The organism is Actinomycetota bacterium, assembly GCA_040755895.1.
Classification (GTDB): Bacteria; Actinomycetota; Aquicultoria; order Subteraquimicrobiales; family Subteraquimicrobiaceae; genus Subteraquimicrobium.
This window is the reverse complement of sequence record JBFMAG010000120.1, coordinates 1-20,777: the sequence shown is the minus strand read 5'-3', so window position 1 is coordinate 20,777 and position 20,777 is coordinate 1. Positions and strand designations below refer to the sequence as shown.

The window sequence follows — 20,777 nt, the reverse complement described above, 5'->3', positions numbered from 1 at the left end:
GGAGGTAAAAAGGTGGAGGGTTAAAGACATCATGACCCGCGACCTCACAGCTGTTTCCGAGAATACTACTCTGAAAGAGGCAGCTAGGATATTGGCTCGTCATAGATTTTCCGGCGTGCCGGTGGTCGATGATGAGCACCGACTTATGGGCATCATCACCGAAAAGGACATAATCGAATCCGCCTTTCCCGGGCAATTTGGCAGAACGGACGAGTTTTTCGTTCGTGATTTTGCAGTGTTAGCTCGAAGGATGATCCAAGTAGGGGAGCGTTATGTCAAGGATTTCATGACCAAAGAAGCGGTTTGTGTTACTGAAGATGATACTATCCTCCATGCAGCGGAGATTATGATGGCTAGGGGATTGAAGATTTTACCTGTTGTGAGGGAAGGAAAACTGGTGGGAGTAGTGAGCCGGGCTGAGCTCTGCCGCTCTCTTATGGAAGAAGGTTAAATTTTAGCTAATCTCACCCTATAAACTTAATTGCGATTTTCGATGAATTATCCTTAAAAGGTTTTCAGAGCCTTTAGGAGGTGTTGCCAAACCTGAAGTGAACATCTTTTTGTTATTAGGAACACTCCTCATTTTAGGATTTTGTGGAGCATGGCTGAGCGGCAAAATAAGGATTCCCCATGTTGTGGGATATATGTTCATCGGCGTTTTGTTGGGATCGTCGTGTTTCAACCTGGTCACCTTAAGGATGTCTGAAAACCTGGGGGTGATTAGCAACTTAGCTCTGGCGCTTATAGGCTTCACCATCGGGGGAGAACTCAAATTCAGTGAAATAAGAGAGTTGGGAACGAGTATCCTCAGCATCACGGTGTTTGAGGCTTTAGCCGCTTCTCTCTTGGTATTATTCTCTGTATTCCTTTTGACGAAGAGTTGGCCCATCGCTCTCATTTTTGGCGCAATAGCTTCGGCTACGGCTCCAGCGGCAACCGTGAGCGTTCTTTGGCAATATCATGCCGAAGGCTCTTTAACCACAACCCTCTTCGCCGTGGTCGGTCTCGATGATGCCGCTGCTTTAATGACCTATGCCTTTACCTCCTCTGTCGCAAAGGCGCTCATCGTTGGCACCAAAAATTTATTAGCCCTCTCCCTGATGGACCGTCCTTTGCTGGAAATTCTGGGTTCTCTACTTGTTGGTGTGACCATTGGAATCGTATTAAACTATGTAGCCACGAAGATTCGTGAGCAGTATGAGTTTTTAATCATTTGTTTGGGTGCCATTATGCTGTGTGCAGGTCTGGCACTGCGATTCCACTTTTCCCTAATCCTAACAAATATGGCTTTGGGGATAACTTTCATCAACCTTTCGACCAAGAATAGGGTGGCGTTTGATGCCATGAGGAATATTACTCCTCCCATTTATCTCCTCTTCTTTGTTCTCGTGGGAGTAAAATTGCAGCTCGGTCTATTGCCCAAGCTTGGTCTACTTGGTCTAATCTACATCTTGATGAGGGCTCTGGGCAAAAGTCTCGGCGCGTACTTCGGAGCAGCGATCACAGATGCTCCAGAAACCGTGAGAAAGTATGTGGGATTGGGGTTACTACCCTCAGGCGGGTGTGGCCATCGGTCTGGCCATCGATGCCTCCCATACCTTTAGACATTTTGGGGCGCAGGGTGCGCATTTAGGCATTTTGATTATAAATGTCATTGCTGCCACCACATTTATCTTGGAGTTTATCGGTCCCCCCTGTACCAAATTGGCCATTGTGAAAGCTGGAGAGGTACCGGAGGAGTATCTGAAGTAAGTGTAGTAAAATTTGTTGCCGAAGGTGATTTCGATGAATTTCTGTCGGGATATGAAGGGATGTCCAGCGAATCAATATTTTAATTGCCCTGCATTTCTAAAGGATACGAATTGCTGGGAAGAGATAAATGTTCCCTGTTGCAGAAGGAATGATAAAACTCGTTGCATATTTTGCACACTTTACCAAGCTTATTTGCAGGGGAAAATGGGCCATGTTTATCCCATAGCCCTAAAGAAACATTGATGTTGCCTCATGTAAAAACATTAATCAAAAATTAAGGCTCTTCTCCATGTTTTCCTCCCCCTTGACGGGGGAGGATGAAGGTGGGGGTGATTGAAACCTGAGCACCCTCCCTCAATCCCCTCCCATCAAGGGAGGGGAAGACAAAAAGATTTCTACTATCAAGGGAGGGAAACAAAAAGATATGTTCCCATCAAAGGAGAGAAAAAGATATCCACTAAAAATGGAGAAGAATCAAAATTTTGTAAAATGAAATCGATTGTCTAAAATGGGATTTGGTGTTAATATATTTTTCGACTTTGCAAAATTGCAGGCTTTCAAGCATTTTTAAAGGTGACATTATGCTCCAGCGTCTTAAGGTCATCCGCGAAACTGAACAGGAAGCCAACCAACTAATCGAAGACGCCAAACAAGAGGCGGCGGAAATTATAGAAAAAGCTCGCCGTGAGGGCACCGAAATCATTGAAAAGGCGAGGAAAGAAGCAAGAGAAGAATCAAAAAAAGTAAAGGAAGAAATAAAGCAAAAAGCGGAGAAAGAAGCCCTCTCCATCAGGAGAGAGGCGGAGGAGAAAAGAAAGCAAATCAGCAAGGTAGCCGGCGAAAATTTACGGAAGGCGATAAACCTCATCGTGGAAAGGTTGATTTCTTAGTGGCCGTAGTGAAGATGAAAAAAGTTTATCTCGTTGCCCATAATTCCTTAAGACAAGTGCTCGTTGATACTTTAAACGAGCAGGGCTTGCTACACATCATGAATTTAAGGGAGGAGATTGCAGAAACCGATTGGGAACCTCTCCTAGTCGATTATCAGCCAGATTTGGGACATCTGGAACTCCTCCTCTCCAAGGTGCAATTTGTCCTCGATTTTTTGGCGGATTTTGAGGAAAGAAAAGGGGGATTTTTATCCGGTTTAATCAAGGAGAAGGTCAAAGTCGCCTGGACCAGTTTCAACGAGATCGAGGATAAAATCGAGTTTAATAATATTTATGAAGAATGTGAAAATTTGGACAATCAGCTCGCCCATATTCGCAATGAGATAACCCGTCTCAAAACCTTGAGGGAGGACCTTCTGCCCTGGTTGCCTCTCGATCTTAACTTGAGCGATCTCGGGGAGACTGCACAAACTGTGGTCCTCATTGGACAGGTTCCCACACCGGAATATGCTGATTTGCAGAAGGAGTTGGAGGAAAATGTCGCAGAAAGCGATTTAACCCTGGTTAGCCAGGATTTTAAGGATTCAAACTTTCTTCTCATCTTCTTGAAGAGGCACTCCGATCAGGTCTATGGCATCCTTCAGAAACATGGTTTTCGTCAGGTCTTTTTCCCCGCTTTGGTAAAGAGTCCTCGGGAGGAAATCGAAAGAATTGAGAAAGAATGCAGCCAGTTGGAAAGGGAGAAGGAAGGCATCATCAAAAAAATAAGGGATTTGCTATATTTAAAATCCGATCTTTGGGTCCTCCATGACTTTTTGGAAAATAAGCGGAGAAAAGCCGAAATTCAGGCGAATTTTGCCAATACCAGGGAAGCTTTCATGATCGAGGGATGGGTAGAAGCAGAACGCTTACCCGAATTTCAGGAGAAAATAAATCAAATATCCGAGGAAATAGAGGTAACCTTCACCGATCCTATGGAGGGCGAGCAGCCACCCATAGTTTTAAAAAATAAACCAATCTTCCGACCCTTTGAGGTTCTCACCAGACTTTATGGGCTCCCCGATTACAATGAGGTTGACCCCACTCCTTATCTTGCTCCGTTCTTCTTCCTTTTCTTTGGGATTTGCCTGGGCGACGTGGGATATGGCTTGATGTTAGCGCTTGCATGTTGGTGGATGAGCAAGAAATTGGAGGTCAGTGAAAACGTCAAGAGGTTCTTTCACCTACTCGCCTATGGTGGGATAGCCTCCATGATCGTCGGGGTACCAACGGGCAGTTACTTTTGTATAGATGTTGCTTCCTTGCCTTCTTTCTTGAAAAGATTAGTCCTCATCGATCCGGTCGATGATGCTCAGTTGTTCTTGTTTCTCTCCATCGCTTTGGGCATTATTCACGTCTGTTTCGGAGTAACCCTCCAAGCCGTCAACAATCTTAAAAATCAAAGGATAACAGATGTCGTCTTCGATCAGATTCCCACCTTTCTGTTTCTACCCGCCGTACTCTTATGGCTGGGTTGTTGGCTAGGAGAGAAAATGTCCAAGACCCCATCACCCGTGTTCAAATATCTTTATCCAAAAGCTACGTGGGCGGTGGGTTTAGGAATCTTGTTCGTTATCTTCCTTCAAGGCAGATATTTAAGCAATTGTTGCTCCTTATGGCGTGAGATGTGTGAGGGCATAAAGGGTGAAAAGTTGGGCAAAGCCCTGCGAGGTTTTTGGGGAATGGTATTTTCCATCTTTTTCCTGGTTTCCATTTGTGGTTGGGTTTTAACGCTCCTTTCGGGCCACACTTCATCGGGTGTCTTTTTCAAATTAATCGGCTTTGCCATATTAGTCGGGCTTTTCAGTAAATCTTCAAGAAGTGCATTAGTGCGATTTGCAAGTGGACTATATAATCTTTACGGAATGTCCGGATTTATAACGGATTTTCTTTCTTATGCTCGTCTCATGGCTTTAGGTCTGGCGACGATTTTAATTGGTTGGGTCATCAATATGCTCGGGAGGATGTTGTTGGGAATACCTTTCTTGGGGATCATCCTAATGGTTCTGCTCTTGACCGTTGGGCATATCTTCAATTTTGTGATAAATCTCCTTGGCGCCTTCGTGCATCCACTCAGGCTTCAGTATGTGGAATTCTTCAAGTATTTTTACTTCGACGGAGGTCGCAGATTCGAGCCCTTTAAGCTCCAAACCAGGCATTTGATCCTCAAGTACGATTAAATTTTGAGAATTTTATAAAATGAAGGAGGGTATGTTTATTCTTTAAAAAGCGAAAGGGGGCAGAAGGTATGATTTTGGGATTATCTGGATTTCATTGGGCTCTTGCAGGGGCAGCAGCCGCGGCAATTGGGGGAGGAATCGGTTCCTCAATCGGCATCACCTACATAGCAAATGTCGCAGCTGGAATACTTGTGGAAGACCCTGAAAAATTTGGAGGGCTTCTTCCCCTTTGTGCCATACCTGGAACCCAGGGAATTTACGGTTTCATCACCGCCGTTTTGGTCGTCTTCTTCTTTGGACTCATTGGTGGAGAGGGTGGTAAATTAACATCCCCTCAGGGATTTCAAATTTTCCTCGCATGTATGCCAGTCTGTTTCGCGTGTCTGGTTTCGGCGATTTATCAGGGATTGACCTCGGTGGGTGCCGCGGGCATGGTTGCTAAAAGAACAGAGGAAGCTGGTAAAGCGTTGATTCTCCCTGCCTTGGTGGAAACTTACGCTGCACTATCGTTGATAGTCTCAATCATTCTCTTACTCTCCATAAAAGCTGGTATGTAATCTAAAGGAATTGGTGGTTTCCAAATGCCTATAGAGAAAATACTCGAGCGAATCAAAAGCGATGCTGAAAAAGACGCCAGCTACATAAGGGATGAGGCGAAGGCGAAGGCGGATGAGATCCTGGAGTCGGCGGGGAAGGAAGCAGAATCCATAAAATCTAAAATTCTTGCCACTGCTCAAGCTCAGGCTGAGGGGGAGAAGAAAAGGATATTATCTCTGGCTCGGCTGGAAGCTCGCAATTCCATCCTCTCTCAAAAACAAGATGCTGTGGGAGCCGCCTTTAAAGGAGCTTTGGACAAACTCTTATCTCTCCGATCCAAGGAATATCAAGAGCTGTTGAAAAAGATGATAGTAAATGCAGCGACAACGGGAAAGGAGGAAATCATCCTCTCACCCCGCGATAGGGAGCGAATCACCAACAATTTTGTGGAAGAGGTAAATTCTATCTTAGTTAAACAAGGCAAGAAGGGCAACTTAAAATTAGCCGAGGAAACGAGGGATATAAGAGGTGGTTTTATCCTTAGGTCGGATAAAATCGAGGCGAATAACTCTTTCCCTGCACTGCTCGAAACACTGAGAGAGGAAATAGAGCCCCAAGTATTAAAAACACTCTTTGGAGAGGTTGAAAGTTCAAGGTTGAAGGACGAAGGACGAGGGGCGAAGGACGAAGGAAAGCGAATCACTAATCACCAAACAACGCCACTAACCAGTTTAAAAGAAGAGAATGACAAGGTTGCAGATTTTTATTGATCCAATAAAATATGGTGTCGCCACTGGGAGGATAAAGGTACTTGAGAATAAACTATTCACTCGCCATAGGATGGAGAGGTTGGTGGAGGCGGATGATTTCTCCGACCAGTTGCGGATATTGGCGGAGACCGATTATGGGGAATTCTTTGAGAACGTACGGACGATTGACGATATCGAAGAGGCCCTCCACAAGTATTTGGCCAGAGTCTACGATTTTTTGGATGAGTTAACTCGCGAGCGCAATATAATCTCATTCTTTCGGCTGAGATACGATTTTCACAATTTAAAAGTCCTCCTTAAGACCAAGTATAAGCAGGAGACCGGAGAGCATATCTGGTCTTATCTGGGACTCTTGGATGTGCAGAAAGCCAGGGATTCAATCGAGCAGGGAATTGTGGATGAATTACCTGAGGTTTATCGCCAAGGCGTAAAAGAGGCCATGCATCGGTTCGAAAAGGAAAGGGATGCTCAGCAAATCGACATCGTTTTGGATGGAGAGCTTTATAAACTGTTATATGGATTGGCGGTCTCGCAAAGAAATGATTTTCTTCAGGATTTGGTTAAAATATTTATAGACCTGGGAAATATCAAAACTTTCTTAAGAGCCAAAAACCTGGGGAGGAAGAAGGATTTTATTTTCCAAGCTTTGTTCGATAATGGTTCAATCGACAAGGAAATATTCATCGCCCTTTATGAGGAACCCTTGGATAGTTTACTAGAGCGGTTGAAGAATACTCCCTACGCGTATCTTCTTAAAACTATCTTTAAAGAGGAAAAGAGGATCGATTTATCCATTTTTGATAAATTGGCCGATAATTTCGTTTTGAATCACGCCAAGAAGGCGAAATATGTCCCTGTGGGTTTGGAGCCAATGGTAGGTTACATCTTAGCCAAGGAGAGTGAGGTAAATATGGTGAGGATAATCCTCACCGGAAGGCTAAATAATGTGCCCAAGGATAAAATAAGGGAAAGGATTCGAGATCTATATGTCTAAGGTCGCCATAATTGGAGACAAAACATCCGTTTTGGGATTCACGGCTTTGGGGATGGATGCCTATCCCGTTGTGAATACAAAGGAAGCAAGGGATATTTGGCCCCGGATTAAAGATCTGGATTATGGTGTGGTCATCGTCACAGAGCCCATATATCTGGAGATAAAGGATTTGTTCGCGGAGGTTGCGGAAAAGCTCAAACCAGCGATGGTGGTGATACCGCCAACCACTGGGGGCGTCGGTCTGGGTTTGCAACGCTTAAGAAGAATAGTGGAAAAGGCGGTTGGCGTCGATATTCTGGCCAAAGAAGAGGAAGAATAATTTGTGCCTCTGTGCTTTTGCTCCTTGTTCCACGGTAAAAAATGGTGAAGAATAGGAACTGGAGCTAGGATGAGGCACAAGGCGAGGAGGATGAGTAATGAGGCAAGGCAGGATCATAAAGGTATCAGGTCCCCTCGTAGTGGCCGAGGGCCTTGAGGGTGCAAAGATGTATGACCTGGTTAAAGTGGGCCATCAGAGGCTCATGGGAGAGATCATCGAACTCAGGGGAGATACTGCATCCATCCAGGTTTACGAGGAGACCGTGGGATTGGGTCCCGGAGACCCCGTTTATGACACCGGCGAGCCCCTAAGTGTGGAGCTTGGACCAGGGCTTCTTCAATCCATTTACGATGGAGTGCAACGCCCCCTGGATATCATCCGAAGCAAAATTGGTGATTTCGTGGTTCGCGGTGTGGAGGAGCCGGGTTTGGATAGGACAAAGAAATGGACCTTTGTACCCAAGGTTTCCTCCGGCGATAAGGTCTCTCCCGGTGATATCATAGGCGTGGTACAGGAAACTCCCATAATCGAACACCGCATCATGGTCCCCCCGGGGATAGAAGGCGCGGTCAAGGAGATATACTCGGGTGAGTTTACCGTTGAGGATACCGTAGCCATCGTGGTATCCGAGGATGGCAAAGAGCATCCCATCAGAATGCTCCAGAGATGGCCCGTGAGAAGACCCCGTCCCTATAAGGAGAAGCTACCCCCTGCTATACCATTGGTCACGGGACAACGGGTGGTGGATGCCTTTTTCCCCGTGGCTAAAGGCGGAACAGCTTGTGTCCCCGGACCCTTCGGAAGCGGGAAAACTGTAATTCAACATCAATTTTCCAGATGGGCGGATGCAGAAATAATCCTATTCATCGGCTGCGGTGAACGAGGGAATGAGATGACCGAGGTCTTGATAGATTTTCCCGAGCTCATCGATCCGTATACCGGACAGCCCCTCATGAAGCGAACGGTTTTGATCGCCAACACCTCAAATATGCCCGTAGCTGCCAGGGAGGCATCCGTTTATACCGGAATTACCATTGCCGAATACTTTAGGGATATGGGATACAACGTCGCTCTTCAGGCCGATTCCACCTCGAGATGGGCGGAAGCCTTGAGGGAAATATCGGGGAGGCTCGAGGAGATGCCCGGAGAGGAGGGTTTCCCAGCTTATCTGGGTACGAGGCTCGCGGCTTTCTATGAGAGGGCAGGGAGAGTAGTCTGTCTGGGAAGCAAAAATCGTGAGGGCTCCATCACCGTAATAGGCTCCGTTTCTCCACCCGGTGGCGATCTTTCCGAGCCCGTGGTTCAAAATACCCTGCGCGTCGTCAAAGTCTTCTGGGGATTGGTGGACTGGCTCGCTTACCAGAGGCATTTCCCGGCAATCGACTGGCTCATCAGTTATTCTCTCTATCTGGATAAGATAAAGGAACATTGGTCGGAGGAGATATCACCAGACTTTAGGGATTTACATGACGAGGCCATGAGAATTTTACAGAGGGAATCCGAACTGAAGGAGATAGTAAGGCTCGTTGGAATCGAGGCCTTATCCACCCATGAGCGGGTGGTCATGGAAACGGCCAAGTCCATTAGGGAGGATTTTCTGCAGCAAAATGCGTATCATATGGATGATACCTTCACTTCCCTTAAGAAGCAGTACCTGATGCTCAAGTTGATCATGACCTTCCATCATCAAGCCTTGCAGGCTCTGGAGGATGGCAAACCCCTGCAGGATATCTTAAACACTCCCATTAGAGAGAAAATTGCCAAGGCTAAATATGTTCCGGAGGGGGAGTTGGAGACCTTCGGTGAGCTTGAGAAAGAGGTAATTTCCGAGCTCAAGACCCCCACTCCTATAGGTGAGATGGCTCGTGGAGGGGGGAGTTGATATGCCCAAAGAGTATCTGACAATTCGCGATGTTGTGGGACCCCTTCTCTTGGTGGAGAAAGTGACGGATGTGAAGTATGGGGAACTTGTGGAGCTGGAATTCCCCGATGGATTCGTGGGGTTGGGAAATGTGTTGGAAGTTTCCAAAGAAACGGCTTTGGTCCAGGTCTTTGAAAGTACCCAGGGATTAAACATCACCCAGACCAGGGTGAAGTTTTTGGGGAGGGGATTGGATTTTGCCGTCTCCCGAGATATTCTGGGGAGAATCTTTGACGGCTTGGGAAGACCCATCGATGGAGGTCCCAAGATCATTCCCGAAAAGAGAATGGATATTCACGGTAGCCCCATAAACCCATATGCCAGGGATTATCCCACCGACTTCATTCAAACTGGGATTTCAGCCATCGATGGATTGAACCCTCTGGTTAGGGGTCAAAAGCTTCCCGTTTTCTCCGGTGCTGGACTTCCTCATTCACAAATTGCGGCTCAGATAGCTCGTCAAAGTAAAGTTTTGGGAAAGGAAGAGGAATTTGCTGTGGTTTTTGCCGCCATGGGCATCACCTTTGAAGAAGCAAATTACTTCATCACTGAGTTCCGAAGGACCGCAGCAATTGAGAGAGCGGTGCTTTTCATCAATCTTGCCGACGATCCAGCGGTGGAGCGAATTGCCACCCCCAGGGTTGCTTTGACGGCGGCGGAGTATCTCGCCTTCGATTTGGACATGCACGTCCTGGTGATACTGATCGATATGACCTACTATTGCGAGGCTCTTCGGGAGGTTTCCGCTGCCAGAAAAGAAGTTCCCGGAAGAAGGGGTTATCCAGGTTATCTTTACACTGACCTGGCGACGATGTATGAGCGAGCCGGTCGCATCAAGGGGAAGAAGGGTTCCATCACCCAGATTCCCATACTCACCATGCCCGAGGATGACAAGACCCATCCCATCCCCGACTTAACTGGTTACATTACGGAAGGGCAGATCATGCTGAGCCGAGATCTTCACCGTAAGGGCATTTATCCCCCCATCGATGTATTACCCTCTCTATCGAGGTTGAAGGAAAGGGGAATCGGTCCAGAAAAAACTAGAGAGGACCACTCCGACATTTCCAATCAGTTATTTGCCGCGTATGCTCGAGGAAGGGAGGCCAAAGAACTTGCCGTCATTCTGGGAGAAGCCGCCTTATCTGAGGCGGATAAACAATTCGCCGATTTTTCCGATGCCTTTGAAGATCGGTTCGTACGCCAGGGAGAATACGAAGAGAGATCCATCGAAGAAACCTTGGATCTCGGCTGGGAGCTGATTTCCGTCCTACCCAGAGCAGAGCTCAAGAGAGTGCGTGGTGAGTACGTTGAGAAATACATGAGCAAGTACCTTGTTAAAGAGGCAGCCAGCAGCTAAAGATACACGATTAAGGATTAAGGAAAGGGTTGGCTAATGTTGGCTTAATTCTTACAGCTTAGAGCCGAAGGTGAACAATAGTGGCGATTAAAGTCAATCCCAATCGAATGGAATTATTGAAGTTGAAGAAGCGAACGGAGATCGCAAAGCGAGGACATAAGCTCCTTAAGGATAAGTTAGATGAGCTGATGAAGCAGTTCTTTATCCTCATTCGCAGAAATCGTATCCTTCGACAGGAAGTGGAAGAGAAACTGACCCAGGCTTATTTATTATTTGCCCTTGCCCGATCCGAAGTCGCCATTGAAGTCATAGAAGAAGCTCTACTTTATCCCCATGCTGAAGTCTCCGTTGATGTCTTACAGAAGACCTTGATGGGAGTGGCTGTGCCACAAATTGGATTGCAGCAGAAGGGAACCTTCGACTGCTATGGTTTGAGTACTACTCCAGCGATTTTGGATGATGCTCTACAAACCTTCAATAAAGTCCTACCGTTGATGATCCAATTGGCAGAGGTCGAAAAAGCTGTAGAGCTCTTGGCTTTAGAGATAGAAAAGACTCGTCGCCGCGTCAACGCTTTGGAACACGTCCTCATCCCGCAGTTGGAAGAAGCCGTTCGTTACGTGACCATGAAGCTGGATGAGATGGAGCGCTCCTATCGCACCCAGCTCATGGTGATAAAAGAGATGGTCAGCGAAGCCGCCATTTAATCAGCTCAGGAGTTCAGAAGCTGAGCTCCAGAGCCCTCATCTCCTCAGTTCCCTCAAATTCGATTCCAGATTAAATATTTTTCTTTTTTTAACCGATATATTTAAAAATAGTCTTTTTGCCTCCTGAAGGGAAGAAAAATGAAGCTTGCCAGATGTAAATATTGTGGGAAACAATTGAAATATTTATCGGGGATAGATTTATGGGCCCGGAATGGCGATGAGATCTGGGTAATTTGTGAAGATTGTCTACAAAAACTTGCCTCGCAGGGCCGAAGGAACCGCACTTATTTTTTCCGCCATAAGTGGATCATCAACTAACGAGCTGGATCGATAATTTAGCAGTATCTTATACCTTTTACCTTTAAATTTGGGAAAATTTTATGATTCGGTGATTCCGGTAAAATTAAATTCGCTCAGTTTTAGAGTGGGCACGCAGCAAAGGATGAAGGAATCTCCCTTTAATTTGAAGTCTTTGGAGATCATTTCCACATTTGATAGCGCTTCCAAAATGCTTTGAGTGAATCGCAAATTTTTAATTCCCCTTTTTATCTCGCCCTTTTCGATGAGGAAGGTACCATCTCTGGTCATCCCCGTGAGGATGGTTTTCACCGGATCTTCGACATTTAGATAATGGAATCTCGTGATCAGAATTCCCCTTTCCGTGGAGGAGATCATCTCCTGTAAGGAGGAATGCCCCGCTTTAAGGAATAGATTTGAGGGTAGTGGTCCGTGGATATTGGGAAGGGGGAGGGCATGTCCCGTGGATTTTTTGCCTTCCTTGTGCGCGGTGTACGAATCATAGACCACATTTTTGGCTATCCCATCTTCTATGAGCATGACCTTTTGTTTCGGTACCCCCTCCAAGTCAAAGGGAAGTCCCAGGGTTCTCTCATCCAAAGCATCATCCCACAGGGTGATGCTTTCCCCCGTGATTCTTTGACCAAATTTTTGGCACATAAAACTCCTTCCCTCCTGTACCGAGAGAGCCCCCAATCCACAGAAGCTTAAGTAGCCCAGGAGATTGGCAACGGCGGATTGCTCCAAAATTACGCTGTAGGTTCCCCGCTCGATGGATATGGGATTCTTGCCTCTCAATGCCTTCTCAATGGCGATATCCGCCATCACTTCAGGGTTTATCTCTTTCACATCTTTGCTCAAGAAATCAGCATACCCCGAACTATTTTCGGACATCACGACCACGCTCAAAGAAGCCTCGCTTAAATGGTCTATGGCTTCGACTCCTAGAGAATTGGCCACTCCAATCGCGATCGTTCCGGTACTGAAGGCACCCGCCGCAATCAAATTATTTTTTGAGGCTTTGGAGATGATCACCGATATAGTCTGAGCTCGCTGTTCAGGGTCCACTCTTGCAGTATCCTCAACAAAGGATGTGCCCCTGGGCACTCTGACCTTCTCAGGTAGAGAGACAAAGTCGGGATTTGGAGGCGTGTGCCTGGCGATTTGCAGCGCCAAATCCACCGTTTCTTTGATGGACGAATCACCCAATGAGTTTGTATCGGCGCAGCCAATTTTCTTACCCATTATTGCCCGCACAGTGAGCCTAACATTCCTTTCGACCACATTCTGATGGATGTACGAATTGGAGAATCTTGTAAGCGACGAATCTTTAATTACCAAAGCCACTTCAGTTTGATCAGCCTCTGAATACGCCAATGTCTGAGAGAGTATTTTGGCAACTTCATCGCGGGTCATCATTTTCCCACCCCAATCCTGACATTTCTAAATCTTGCGGGCGATGTACCGTGTCCAACGCTTATAACCTGCATGGGTTCTCCCTTACCACAGTTGGGCGTCCCCCATACCTGCCAGTGATCTTTGTTGGCGATGGCATCGCACGAGCTCCAAAATTGTGGTGTAATTCCAGTGTAATTTGCATTTTTAATCATCGACATTAGCTTGCCATTTTTGATTTCCCAACCGATTTCCGTGGCGAACTGAAAATTTAATCTCTTGTCATCGATGCTCCAACTCTTGGTGGTTTGGAGGAAGACACCATCCTTCGTTTCCGCAATGATCTCCTCAAGACTCTTGTCTCCAGGTTCAAGGTTGATATTGGTCATCCTGATGAGGGGGATCCTGTTCCATCCATCCGCTCGCATGGTGCCATTGCTTTCTTGACCTAAAATTGTGGCGGTCTCACGCGAGGTGAGGAAACCATCCAGTTTGCCTTCCTTGACGATTTCAATCCTTTGAGCCTTCACTCCCTCATCATCGTAACCGAAGGTTCCCAATCCCCCTTCAAGCAAGGCATCGGCAGTGATATTTACCAAGGGTGATCCATATTGGTAGGTGTGGAGATGCTCGGGGCGTAAGAAACTCGTTCCAGCGAAACTCGCCTCCATCCCAAGGATTCTGTCCAACTCTATTGCATGACCGATGGATTCGTGAATCTGGAGGGCCAGCTGGGATCCATCTAAGATGAGTGTGGTTGTGGTATTCGGGCATTCCTTCGCGGAAAGGAGGACCACGGCTTCTTCGGCAATTCGTTCCGCATTTTCCTTAAGCCCCAGGGACTCTATGAATTCATAACCTTTGGTAGCGAATTGTCCTCTAAAGGAGTTTGGATATGACCTCTTTTGCACATCTCCGTTCCTTATGGCCATGGCCATGATTCCAGCGCCGCAGAAGGTAATCTCTTGTTCGATGTAGCTCCCCTCACTATTGGCGAATATCAGCTCCTTTTTGAACGAGTCCATGGAAGCTTGGGAGATTTTTACCTCTCGATTCTTTCTCATGATACCCTCGGCAGTGGACAAAAGATCTAGTTTTTTCTCCAGAGGGACCTTAAAGGGATCAAGAATCACCTTGGTTTTATATCTATCTTGGATGGGTTTTGCCGGAGCTAGGGTTACATCTCCCTTCTTTGCCAGGGCACTCGCCTTGGCGATTTTAAAGGCGAGTGCGGTTATTTCCTCTATCTCCCGATGTTCTAATTTAAAACTGCTGGCGAATCCCCATGCTCCATTCACGAGCATGCGGACGCCGAAGCCAGAGTCACTTGAGATGGAGATATCTTCGACCTTGCCGTTTTTATGGGTGATGGATTCCCTTTCGTTGTGGACGATTCGTATATCAGTATAGCTCGCTCCAAGCACAGAAGCGGTATTTAAACATAAATCGATTAAATCCCTCATCCTTATTCCCCTTTGATTATTATCAGAATAAATATATTCTTTTCCATCTCCTTCTTCAATCCAGATTCCTTTTGGTGCATCTACAGGAATAATTAAAAAAGGGATATCCATTTGGGTGTTTGGCGATTGGCAATGACGATTTCCGAGAGCTCATTTACGCGTTTTGAAATTTGAAACTGCTCATAGGATGGTAAGCTATGGGCTATTTTGGGGTAAAGATACGGACTGGTTGGGTGGTGCCATGGATTGCTCCAGGAGAGGTTGCGGAATAGGTTTTGCTGGGAATCTGCGTGCCCCGGCATAATCTAAGCGCTCGCTCAGCCTGGTTATCCTGATCACATCTCCAGTTTTTGGGGCATGTACGAAGTAACCAGCTCCGATATATATACCCACGTGATGGACGGGATTTCCAAAAAATACCACATCTCCGGGTTGAAGTTCCTCTATCTCCACGGGGGTTCCCATCTTGAATTGAGTGGCGCTGTGGTGGGGAAGTGTGACACCATGTTGAGCGAATACGTACATAACCAGACCCGAGCAATCAAAGCCCTCTTCGGGACTATCTCCTGCCCAAAGATAGGGAATCCCCAGATACTTCAGGGCTGTATGGACCACCGTTCCGGGTTCAACGGTTATACCTCCATTTACACCCAGTTGGAGGAGCCGCTGTAGAAGCTCCCTTTGTTCACGGGCTTTTCTTTCCTCTTCTTCCTGAATCAATCCCTGAATTTCTGCATTGAGATTTGCCAAGTATTGCTCTCGCTCGGCGAGCTTGTTTTCGATCTCCGTTTTCTTCGCTTCCAATTGGAGGCGAACTTGCAACTTTTCCTGTTTTAATGCCTCCAATTCCATCTTTATTTTCCTTATTTTTTCCTTCTGTCTACGGAGTTTTGCCAGGATATCCGCATCTTGTTGCCCTATTATTATTAAAAAGCGGAGCCTGACCAGAAGGTCGGTAAAGCTTTTCGTATTTAGCAGGATCTCTAAGACATCATGATCGCCATGCTTGTAAATGTTGCTGATTCGCCTGTTTAAAATGTCCTTTTGAGCGTTAAACTCCCGTTGGGCTTGTTCGAGCCTGTAGCGCGCTTCTTGCAATTCCCGTTGAGTTTTCTCCAATTCCTGCTGAATACCGAGGTAAGCTTCGATGGCTATCTCAAGCTCTATATCCAATGCTTTTATCTCAGCCTTTACCCGCTCCGCTTCCAACTGTTTGTCCATTATTGCCCGTTGAATGGCTGGGATATCCATTTCTTGTTGAGGAGGTTGTGGATACGCAAAGGCTTGGCTACATGGAGACGAGATAATCGTCAGAATTATTAAAAGTGCGATGAATCTGAATCTCTTTTTCATTTTTCACACCTGCCTTTCGGCAGACAGGTCCCGCAGATGTTTTCATGATTCATGCCCGTTATATTCTTAATCGACACCTAAGCCAAATTTTTTAGTTCCCCAATCTCATGTCTTAAGAATCGTTCTAAAATTATTCATTCCCTTTTGGTATGAAAAAGGCTCCTCATTGTAAATCCCTGTTCAGGAGCCTTTTAAAATAGTTTCTGCAGCTAGCGTCATTTTCCTTCAAAAATATCTATTAAAATATCTTAACAATTTGTCGACCTGCCATGACGCTTTGCAACCCGGAAAAATTGTGCTATATTTTATATTGGCGACGCGGGGTGGAGCAGTCTGGTAGCTCGTCGGGCTCATAACCCGAAGGACGGCGGTTCAAATCCGCCCCCCGCTACCATTAAATCCCCAGCTAAAATTGTAGGTTCTTGAAAAATTCAAAATCTCAAAAGCTTCTTTTTTGGCCAATTTCTATTATTTTTCTATCGAAATTGCCAAAAATTTGCTTTTCTAATTTAAGGGAAGCGTGATTGTGGACCTCGGGTAGAAGATGCCCATAGCGGTCGAGTGTGGTTTGAGCTGAGGCATGCCCCAGTTGGTTCTGGATGTATTTGATGTTCTCGCCCTGGTGTATGAGCATTGCTGCGTAGCTGTGTCTGAGGTCGTGGAATCTAATCCTCCTCAAGCCAGCCCGTCTTAAGGCCGGGAGGAATTCCCGCCTTACTAAAACATCCGGATCCAGGGGTGTGCCTTTGCTCGTTGTAAACACCAAATCCCTATCGCTCGCTGGAGCATTTATTTTATGCTCAAAAAGAACATCTCTTAGTGTGGGTGGCATGTTCACCCTGCGAATAGAATTTTTTGACTTGGGAGTTATAAACCTACCCTTGTAAAGAGCCCTTCTTACGAAGATCGTGTGGGAATTCCAGTCAATATCATCCCATTTCAAACCCAAAAGCTCTCCACGCCTCAACCCCGTAAGACAAGCCGTTAAGAATAGGGAATAATATTTGGGATTCACATTGTTCAAAAAGAGCCTCATCTCTTGGGGCGTCAGGAAGTTCATCTCACATCTTTCTATCCTCGGTTTTTTCACGTAGGTCGCTGGATTTTCTTTTAAGTATCCCCAAATGACCGCATATTTGAACATCTCCTTCAATAAGGTGACCATGTTTGAGATTGTCTTTGGTGAAAGCTTTTTCTCTTCAACCTTGGAGGATACTAAACCCTGAACAAAATCGGCGCCAATCTGCATGAGTTTTACTTGCCCGAAATAGGGAATGAGATGGTTCTTGATGTATCCCTCATAGCTTTGAAGGGTTGAGGGTTTAACCTGTCCTTGAGCATAGTCCTTTAGGAACTTTAAGGCAAATTCAGTAAATGATATCTCCTTCGGGTCTCGGTAAACTCCACTATGGATCTCGTTCATTACCTCGGCTAACATCCTCTCTGCATTCTTTTTATTTTTCCCAGCAGCTCTCCATTTCGGCTTTTTAGTTAAGGGATGTGGGTACACGATATAATAATTTTCGCCTTTCTTAGTCACGAAACCGGTTGCCATTTTTTATTTCACCCCCTTCCCCTTTTGGGGCTATTTAAAATCTAAAATCCCTCTTGCGAAGCTTTCTCTTTATAATGAAGAAACTATTTCCTTGAAGATACCATCGATTTTTTGTTGTAAATCGATCGTTAATCTTATTGCCTTTGCGACCTTCATATAGTGCTCAATTTCATCTATAGAAAGTCTACGTCCTTTTCTATCTCTTAGGTATTTATCCATTACTTGATAGGCTCCAATGCGATATTCCCAGATATCTTTTGAGATGCCTTCAAAATACTGATCTTTATTGAAGTAAACCCTTCCCCTTTTTTCATCGTAGTGAATCTTCTCAATTTTATTGGAGCCACTTTCTGGAAAACCAACTTCAGCTTCTTGGAGAGCCGGATGTTTAAGTAGATGAAGCTCAGCGAGTTCCTTACCGAGACCGCTTAGAGTCTTGAAAAGTTTATGATCCGCAGAGAGAGGAACTCTGGGAAAGTCTATTTTGAGAAATTCCTGGTAGCGTTTGCGGTAGGTGGGGGAGTAGAGGACAGCGTAGATGTAGTAGAAGAGCTCCTCTGGGGTCGGCTCTGTGCCCAGCGATTCTTTCACAGCTTGCAGGAACTCAGCGGTGAAGTTGGGGACGCGCTCCGCTTCAGGCGCCCCCTCACGAAAAAGCCGCCCTTCGGGTTCATCCGGGTAGAGGTAGAGTGGGAAAACGTAAGTTCTTTCTTTTGTTCTAACAGAGACAAGCTCTCTATTCGTTAAACATTTTGAGACGAAGGCATGAGAGAATGGCAATTTAGAGAGTATTCGTACCAATGCTAAACCTAAATTTTCTGCTAGCAAATTCTTCATAAAAGGCAATCTAGGTCTATCTATTAAAGTTGATTCGTAGCAGACAAATCTAACATCGAAAGGTCGGTAAGCATAAGGATAAATCTTATCTTCAGGGCTTTGATCTCTAATCTTTTGTCTTGCCTCAGTTAACTTCCAAGTTCCTGTATCCTTAAGGTTCAAGCTTTGAGCAACCAGTTCATCGGGTAATCTCCCCGTGAATATCCTAAGCCTTTGGAGTATCCCTTCTTTTGTAAATCCCACCACGAAATGATCTCGATGCGTTGTTATCCCGCTCGACCACTCCTTAAAAATCTCCGTCACCTTCCAGAATTTCTCGTACTCCTCCTGCAAGGCGAAATCCTTGGGAACGAAGAAGTAGTAGGGAGCGACAGGTTCGAGTTCCTGCCACTTGGTTGTGCACACGTCGTTCTCAAAAAGGTATCCATATTTCTCGCTTCTCACTCCCCAAAGGTCGGCATAATAAACCTTCTTCTGTTCAAGTGGTTTTTCAAGTTTCACATAAAGGACAATGGTGACACCTTGCTGTATATCAAAGACGTTTTCATCCTTTCCGCCCTCAGGTGTCTTTTCCCTGATTCTTGAAGAGCCGTGCAGGTTCAAAATGTAAATCTCGTCGAACGTCTCAAAGAGCTTTCGTCTTATTCCTCGGTGAATCACTCCAGAAAGATAGGAGTTATTGGAGATATAGCCAATAATTCCGTTTCCTGCCTGGTCAATTTTCCAATGGGCAAAGCGGATAAATTTAATGTAATCGTCAGAAAGTGGCTGAATGTTACGTTCATCTCTTACATCCTCTTTATAGTCCTCCATCAATTTTTCAATAAATTCAGATTTATTTTCTGAACTTACTGAATACGGAGGGTTTCCAAGGATAACCAAGATAGGAATTTTCTCTTTTATCTTCTTAGCTGCTTGCCCCTCCTTGGTAAGGTCGACAAGAAGGCTTATTTGTTTAGGCTCCTTCATTTCTAAAGTATTGGTTAGGTAGAACTGGAATCGCTCGTTTTCTTTAAACTGATAGCCCATCTCCTCAAGTATCCTTGTGATCTTAAAATGCCCAACTGTATATGGAGCAACAAGGATTTCAAAGGCATAAAAATGGGGTAAGATGTGCTCTTCAATATAGGATCTTATAAGACCACCTTTTCTTTTTTCTTCTAACTCATTCCGGGTCTGTTTAATTGCTTGGACTACAAAAGTCAAAGTTCCAGCTGCTGGATCAAGAAGAGTCACATCTCTATTAGCGAGCCCCTCGGATTTATTAAACCTTTCCTTTAAAAGGATATGAATTGATCTCACGATATAAGAAACCACAGGTAAAGGTGTATAATAAACTCCAAGCCTCTCTCTTTCTTTGGGGTTGTAAGTAGCAAGGAATGTTTCGTAAAAATGGATTACGGGATCTTCTTCCCAACGCGTTGTTTTAAATTCCTCAAGAATGGATGAAACATCAGCTTTCTCTAAAAGTTGGGTGATGTCATCAACGATCCAGGACAGCGATTCTGGGAAATGTGGTCCTGTAAATGAATAGAAGATATCCCTAAGTAATAGCAAACTTCCTGGAATAAACCTCCAGGCGTTATCTTTATTGAACCCATTTTTAACGCGCATTCTTGCTGCGAATAATCCATAGGTGATGGTTTGAGCATAAAGATCGGCAAATCTCTCTGGGGTTAAAGTTCCTATCAATACTTCTTGAAAAGCCTTGTAAAATCTTTTTATCTCTTCGTTTTCTTTTGAAAGCTCTTCTTGTAAGAGATGTTCAAGGAATCGGGTTCTTTTTGCGAGTTCGATAGAGAGATGGAATGAAGTTTTTATCGATGGTGTGGAAAAAGAGAAAAATTTCTCTAAGAGCTCAAAGAATTGTTTTATCCTCTCAGGAACAGGTGGGTATTCTAATCTTTGTAAAATAAATTGGCGACCAACTTCTACTTGCTCTACAAATTTACCTTGTCTGTATAGCCTGAATTCCAAAAAATTGGTTAAAACCAGATTCGGAAGCGATTCAAGATATCTTTTTAATTGTTTAGAATCTTCTATGTCTTTCAGGTTTGCATCTGGAACTTTTGCCTCAATATAACCTATAATTTCTCCATTGCGTTTAACAAGGAAATCGGGGATGCCTGCTTCGGTTTTTCTGGGGACAACAGTTACGCCCGCTAGTTTACCAAAGAGTTTAGAACATTCTTCAATAAGGTAGCTTAATGCAGAATAAAAACTTTCTTCTGTAAAGTCTCCATCTATGTAAACCTTGTGAATTTTCTTGAGGTAGTTCTCAAGATATCTTTTTAATTTATCTGAATTTCTCAACTCCACAATCACTCCTTTTCAATCTCTCAAAATATCACCAATTTGTTCTCACGGCTATCCCATAAAACAAAGAGTGACATAATAATAACAACATT

The 20,777-nt window shown here is 45.1% G+C and carries 17 protein-coding genes and 1 tRNA gene; 13 read left to right on the top strand and 5 right to left on the bottom strand.

Annotated features, from left to right (window positions below):
- Nucleotides 1-31: 31 nt before the first annotated feature.
- The 12 genes from AB1466_05615 (at nucleotide 32) to AB1466_05560 (ending at nucleotide 11,469) form a co-directional block, all read left to right on the top strand.
- Nucleotides 32-451, top strand: coding sequence for a CBS domain-containing protein (locus AB1466_05615; GenBank protein MEW6189568.1), 420 nt, complete (start codon nucleotides 32-34; stop codon nucleotides 449-451).
- Nucleotides 452-560: 109 nt separating this feature from the next.
- On the top strand, nucleotides 561-1,604 hold the full coding sequence (locus AB1466_05610) for a cation:proton antiporter (GenBank protein MEW6189567.1): 1,044 nt from the start codon (nucleotides 561-563) through the stop codon (nucleotides 1,602-1,604).
- Complete coding sequence (locus AB1466_05605; GenBank protein ID MEW6189566.1) at nucleotides 1,564-1,752, top strand: hypothetical protein; 189 nt, start codon at nucleotides 1,564-1,566, stop codon at nucleotides 1,750-1,752. Before AB1466_05610 ends, AB1466_05605 begins: the two co-directional genes overlap by 41 nt.
- A gap of 581 nt (nucleotides 1,753-2,333) precedes the next feature.
- Nucleotides 2,334-2,642 (top strand): V-type ATPase subunit subunit G family protein, encoded by a 309-nt coding sequence (locus AB1466_05600; protein ID MEW6189565.1) that lies wholly within the window; start codon nucleotides 2,334-2,336, stop codon nucleotides 2,640-2,642.
- A gap of 14 nt (nucleotides 2,643-2,656) precedes the next feature.
- Complete coding sequence (locus AB1466_05595; protein ID MEW6189564.1) at nucleotides 2,657-4,861, top strand: V-type ATP synthase subunit I; 2,205 nt, start codon at nucleotides 2,657-2,659, stop codon at nucleotides 4,859-4,861.
- Between the two features lie 68 nt (nucleotides 4,862-4,929).
- The gene (locus AB1466_05590) at nucleotides 4,930-5,418 is read left to right on the top strand and encodes a V-type ATP synthase subunit K (protein ID MEW6189563.1); all 489 of its coding nucleotides are present in this window, start codon (nucleotides 4,930-4,932) and stop codon (nucleotides 5,416-5,418) included.
- 24 nt (nucleotides 5,419-5,442) lie between these two features.
- The gene (locus tag AB1466_05585; GenBank protein ID MEW6189562.1) at nucleotides 5,443-6,168 is read left to right on the top strand and encodes a V-type ATP synthase subunit E; all 726 of its coding nucleotides are present in this window, start codon (nucleotides 5,443-5,445) and stop codon (nucleotides 6,166-6,168) included.
- Nucleotides 6,152-7,162 (top strand): V-type ATP synthase subunit C, encoded by a 1,011-nt coding sequence (locus AB1466_05580; GenBank protein ID MEW6189561.1) that lies wholly within the window; start codon nucleotides 6,152-6,154, stop codon nucleotides 7,160-7,162. The genes AB1466_05585 and AB1466_05580 overlap by 17 nt, the downstream gene beginning before the upstream one ends.
- Nucleotides 7,155-7,481, top strand: a complete 327-nt coding sequence (locus tag AB1466_05575; protein MEW6189560.1) for a V-type ATP synthase subunit F — start codon at nucleotides 7,155-7,157, stop codon at nucleotides 7,479-7,481. The genes AB1466_05580 and AB1466_05575 overlap by 8 nt, the downstream gene beginning before the upstream one ends.
- A 97-nt stretch (nucleotides 7,482-7,578) precedes the next feature.
- Nucleotides 7,579-9,363, top strand: coding sequence for a V-type ATP synthase subunit A (locus AB1466_05570; GenBank protein ID MEW6189559.1), 1,785 nt, complete (start codon nucleotides 7,579-7,581; stop codon nucleotides 9,361-9,363).
- Between the two features lies 1 nt (nucleotide 9,364).
- Nucleotides 9,365-10,762, top strand: coding sequence for a V-type ATP synthase subunit B (locus tag AB1466_05565; GenBank protein MEW6189558.1), 1,398 nt, complete (start codon nucleotides 9,365-9,367; stop codon nucleotides 10,760-10,762).
- A 77-nt stretch (nucleotides 10,763-10,839) separates the two neighbouring features.
- A complete protein-coding gene (locus AB1466_05560; protein MEW6189557.1) occupies nucleotides 10,840-11,469 on the top strand; it encodes a V-type ATP synthase subunit D in 630 nt (209 codons plus the stop codon).
- Nucleotides 11,470-11,847: 378 nt separating this feature from the next.
- On the opposite strand, the gene AB1466_05555 is transcribed toward AB1466_05560, so the two are convergent.
- The 3 genes from AB1466_05555 to AB1466_05545 form a co-directional block, all read right to left on the bottom strand.
- Nucleotides 11,848-13,185 carry a TldD/PmbA family protein gene (locus AB1466_05555; protein ID MEW6189556.1) on the bottom strand — a complete coding sequence of 446 codons (1,338 nt, stop codon included), beginning with the start codon at nucleotides 13,183-13,185 and terminating at the stop codon, nucleotides 11,848-11,850.
- Nucleotides 13,182-14,624, bottom strand: a complete 1,443-nt coding sequence (locus tag AB1466_05550) for a TldD/PmbA family protein (GenBank protein MEW6189555.1) — start codon at nucleotides 14,622-14,624, stop codon at nucleotides 13,182-13,184. The genes AB1466_05555 and AB1466_05550 overlap by 4 nt, the downstream gene beginning before the upstream one ends.
- 195 nt (nucleotides 14,625-14,819) lie before the next feature.
- Nucleotides 14,820-15,977: an NlpC/P60 family protein gene (locus AB1466_05545; GenBank protein ID MEW6189554.1), complete on the bottom strand. Its 1,158-nt coding sequence runs from the start codon at nucleotides 15,975-15,977 to the stop codon at nucleotides 14,820-14,822.
- Between the two features lie 317 nt (nucleotides 15,978-16,294).
- Between AB1466_05545 and AB1466_05540 the strand changes: the two genes are divergently transcribed.
- Nucleotides 16,295-16,371: transfer RNA gene (locus tag AB1466_05540), tRNA-Met, on the top strand.
- Nucleotides 16,372-16,416: 45 nt separating this feature from the next.
- Here the strand turns inward: AB1466_05540 and AB1466_05535 are convergent.
- On the bottom strand, nucleotides 16,417-17,532 hold the full coding sequence (locus AB1466_05535; protein ID MEW6189553.1) for a site-specific integrase: 1,116 nt from the start codon (nucleotides 17,530-17,532) through the stop codon (nucleotides 16,417-16,419).
- Between the two features lie 69 nt (nucleotides 17,533-17,601).
- Nucleotides 17,602-20,688 carry a type ISP restriction/modification enzyme gene (locus AB1466_05530; GenBank protein ID MEW6189552.1) on the bottom strand — a complete coding sequence of 1,029 codons (3,087 nt, stop codon included), beginning with the start codon at nucleotides 20,686-20,688 and terminating at the stop codon, nucleotides 17,602-17,604.
- Nucleotides 20,689-20,777 lie beyond the last annotated feature (89 nt).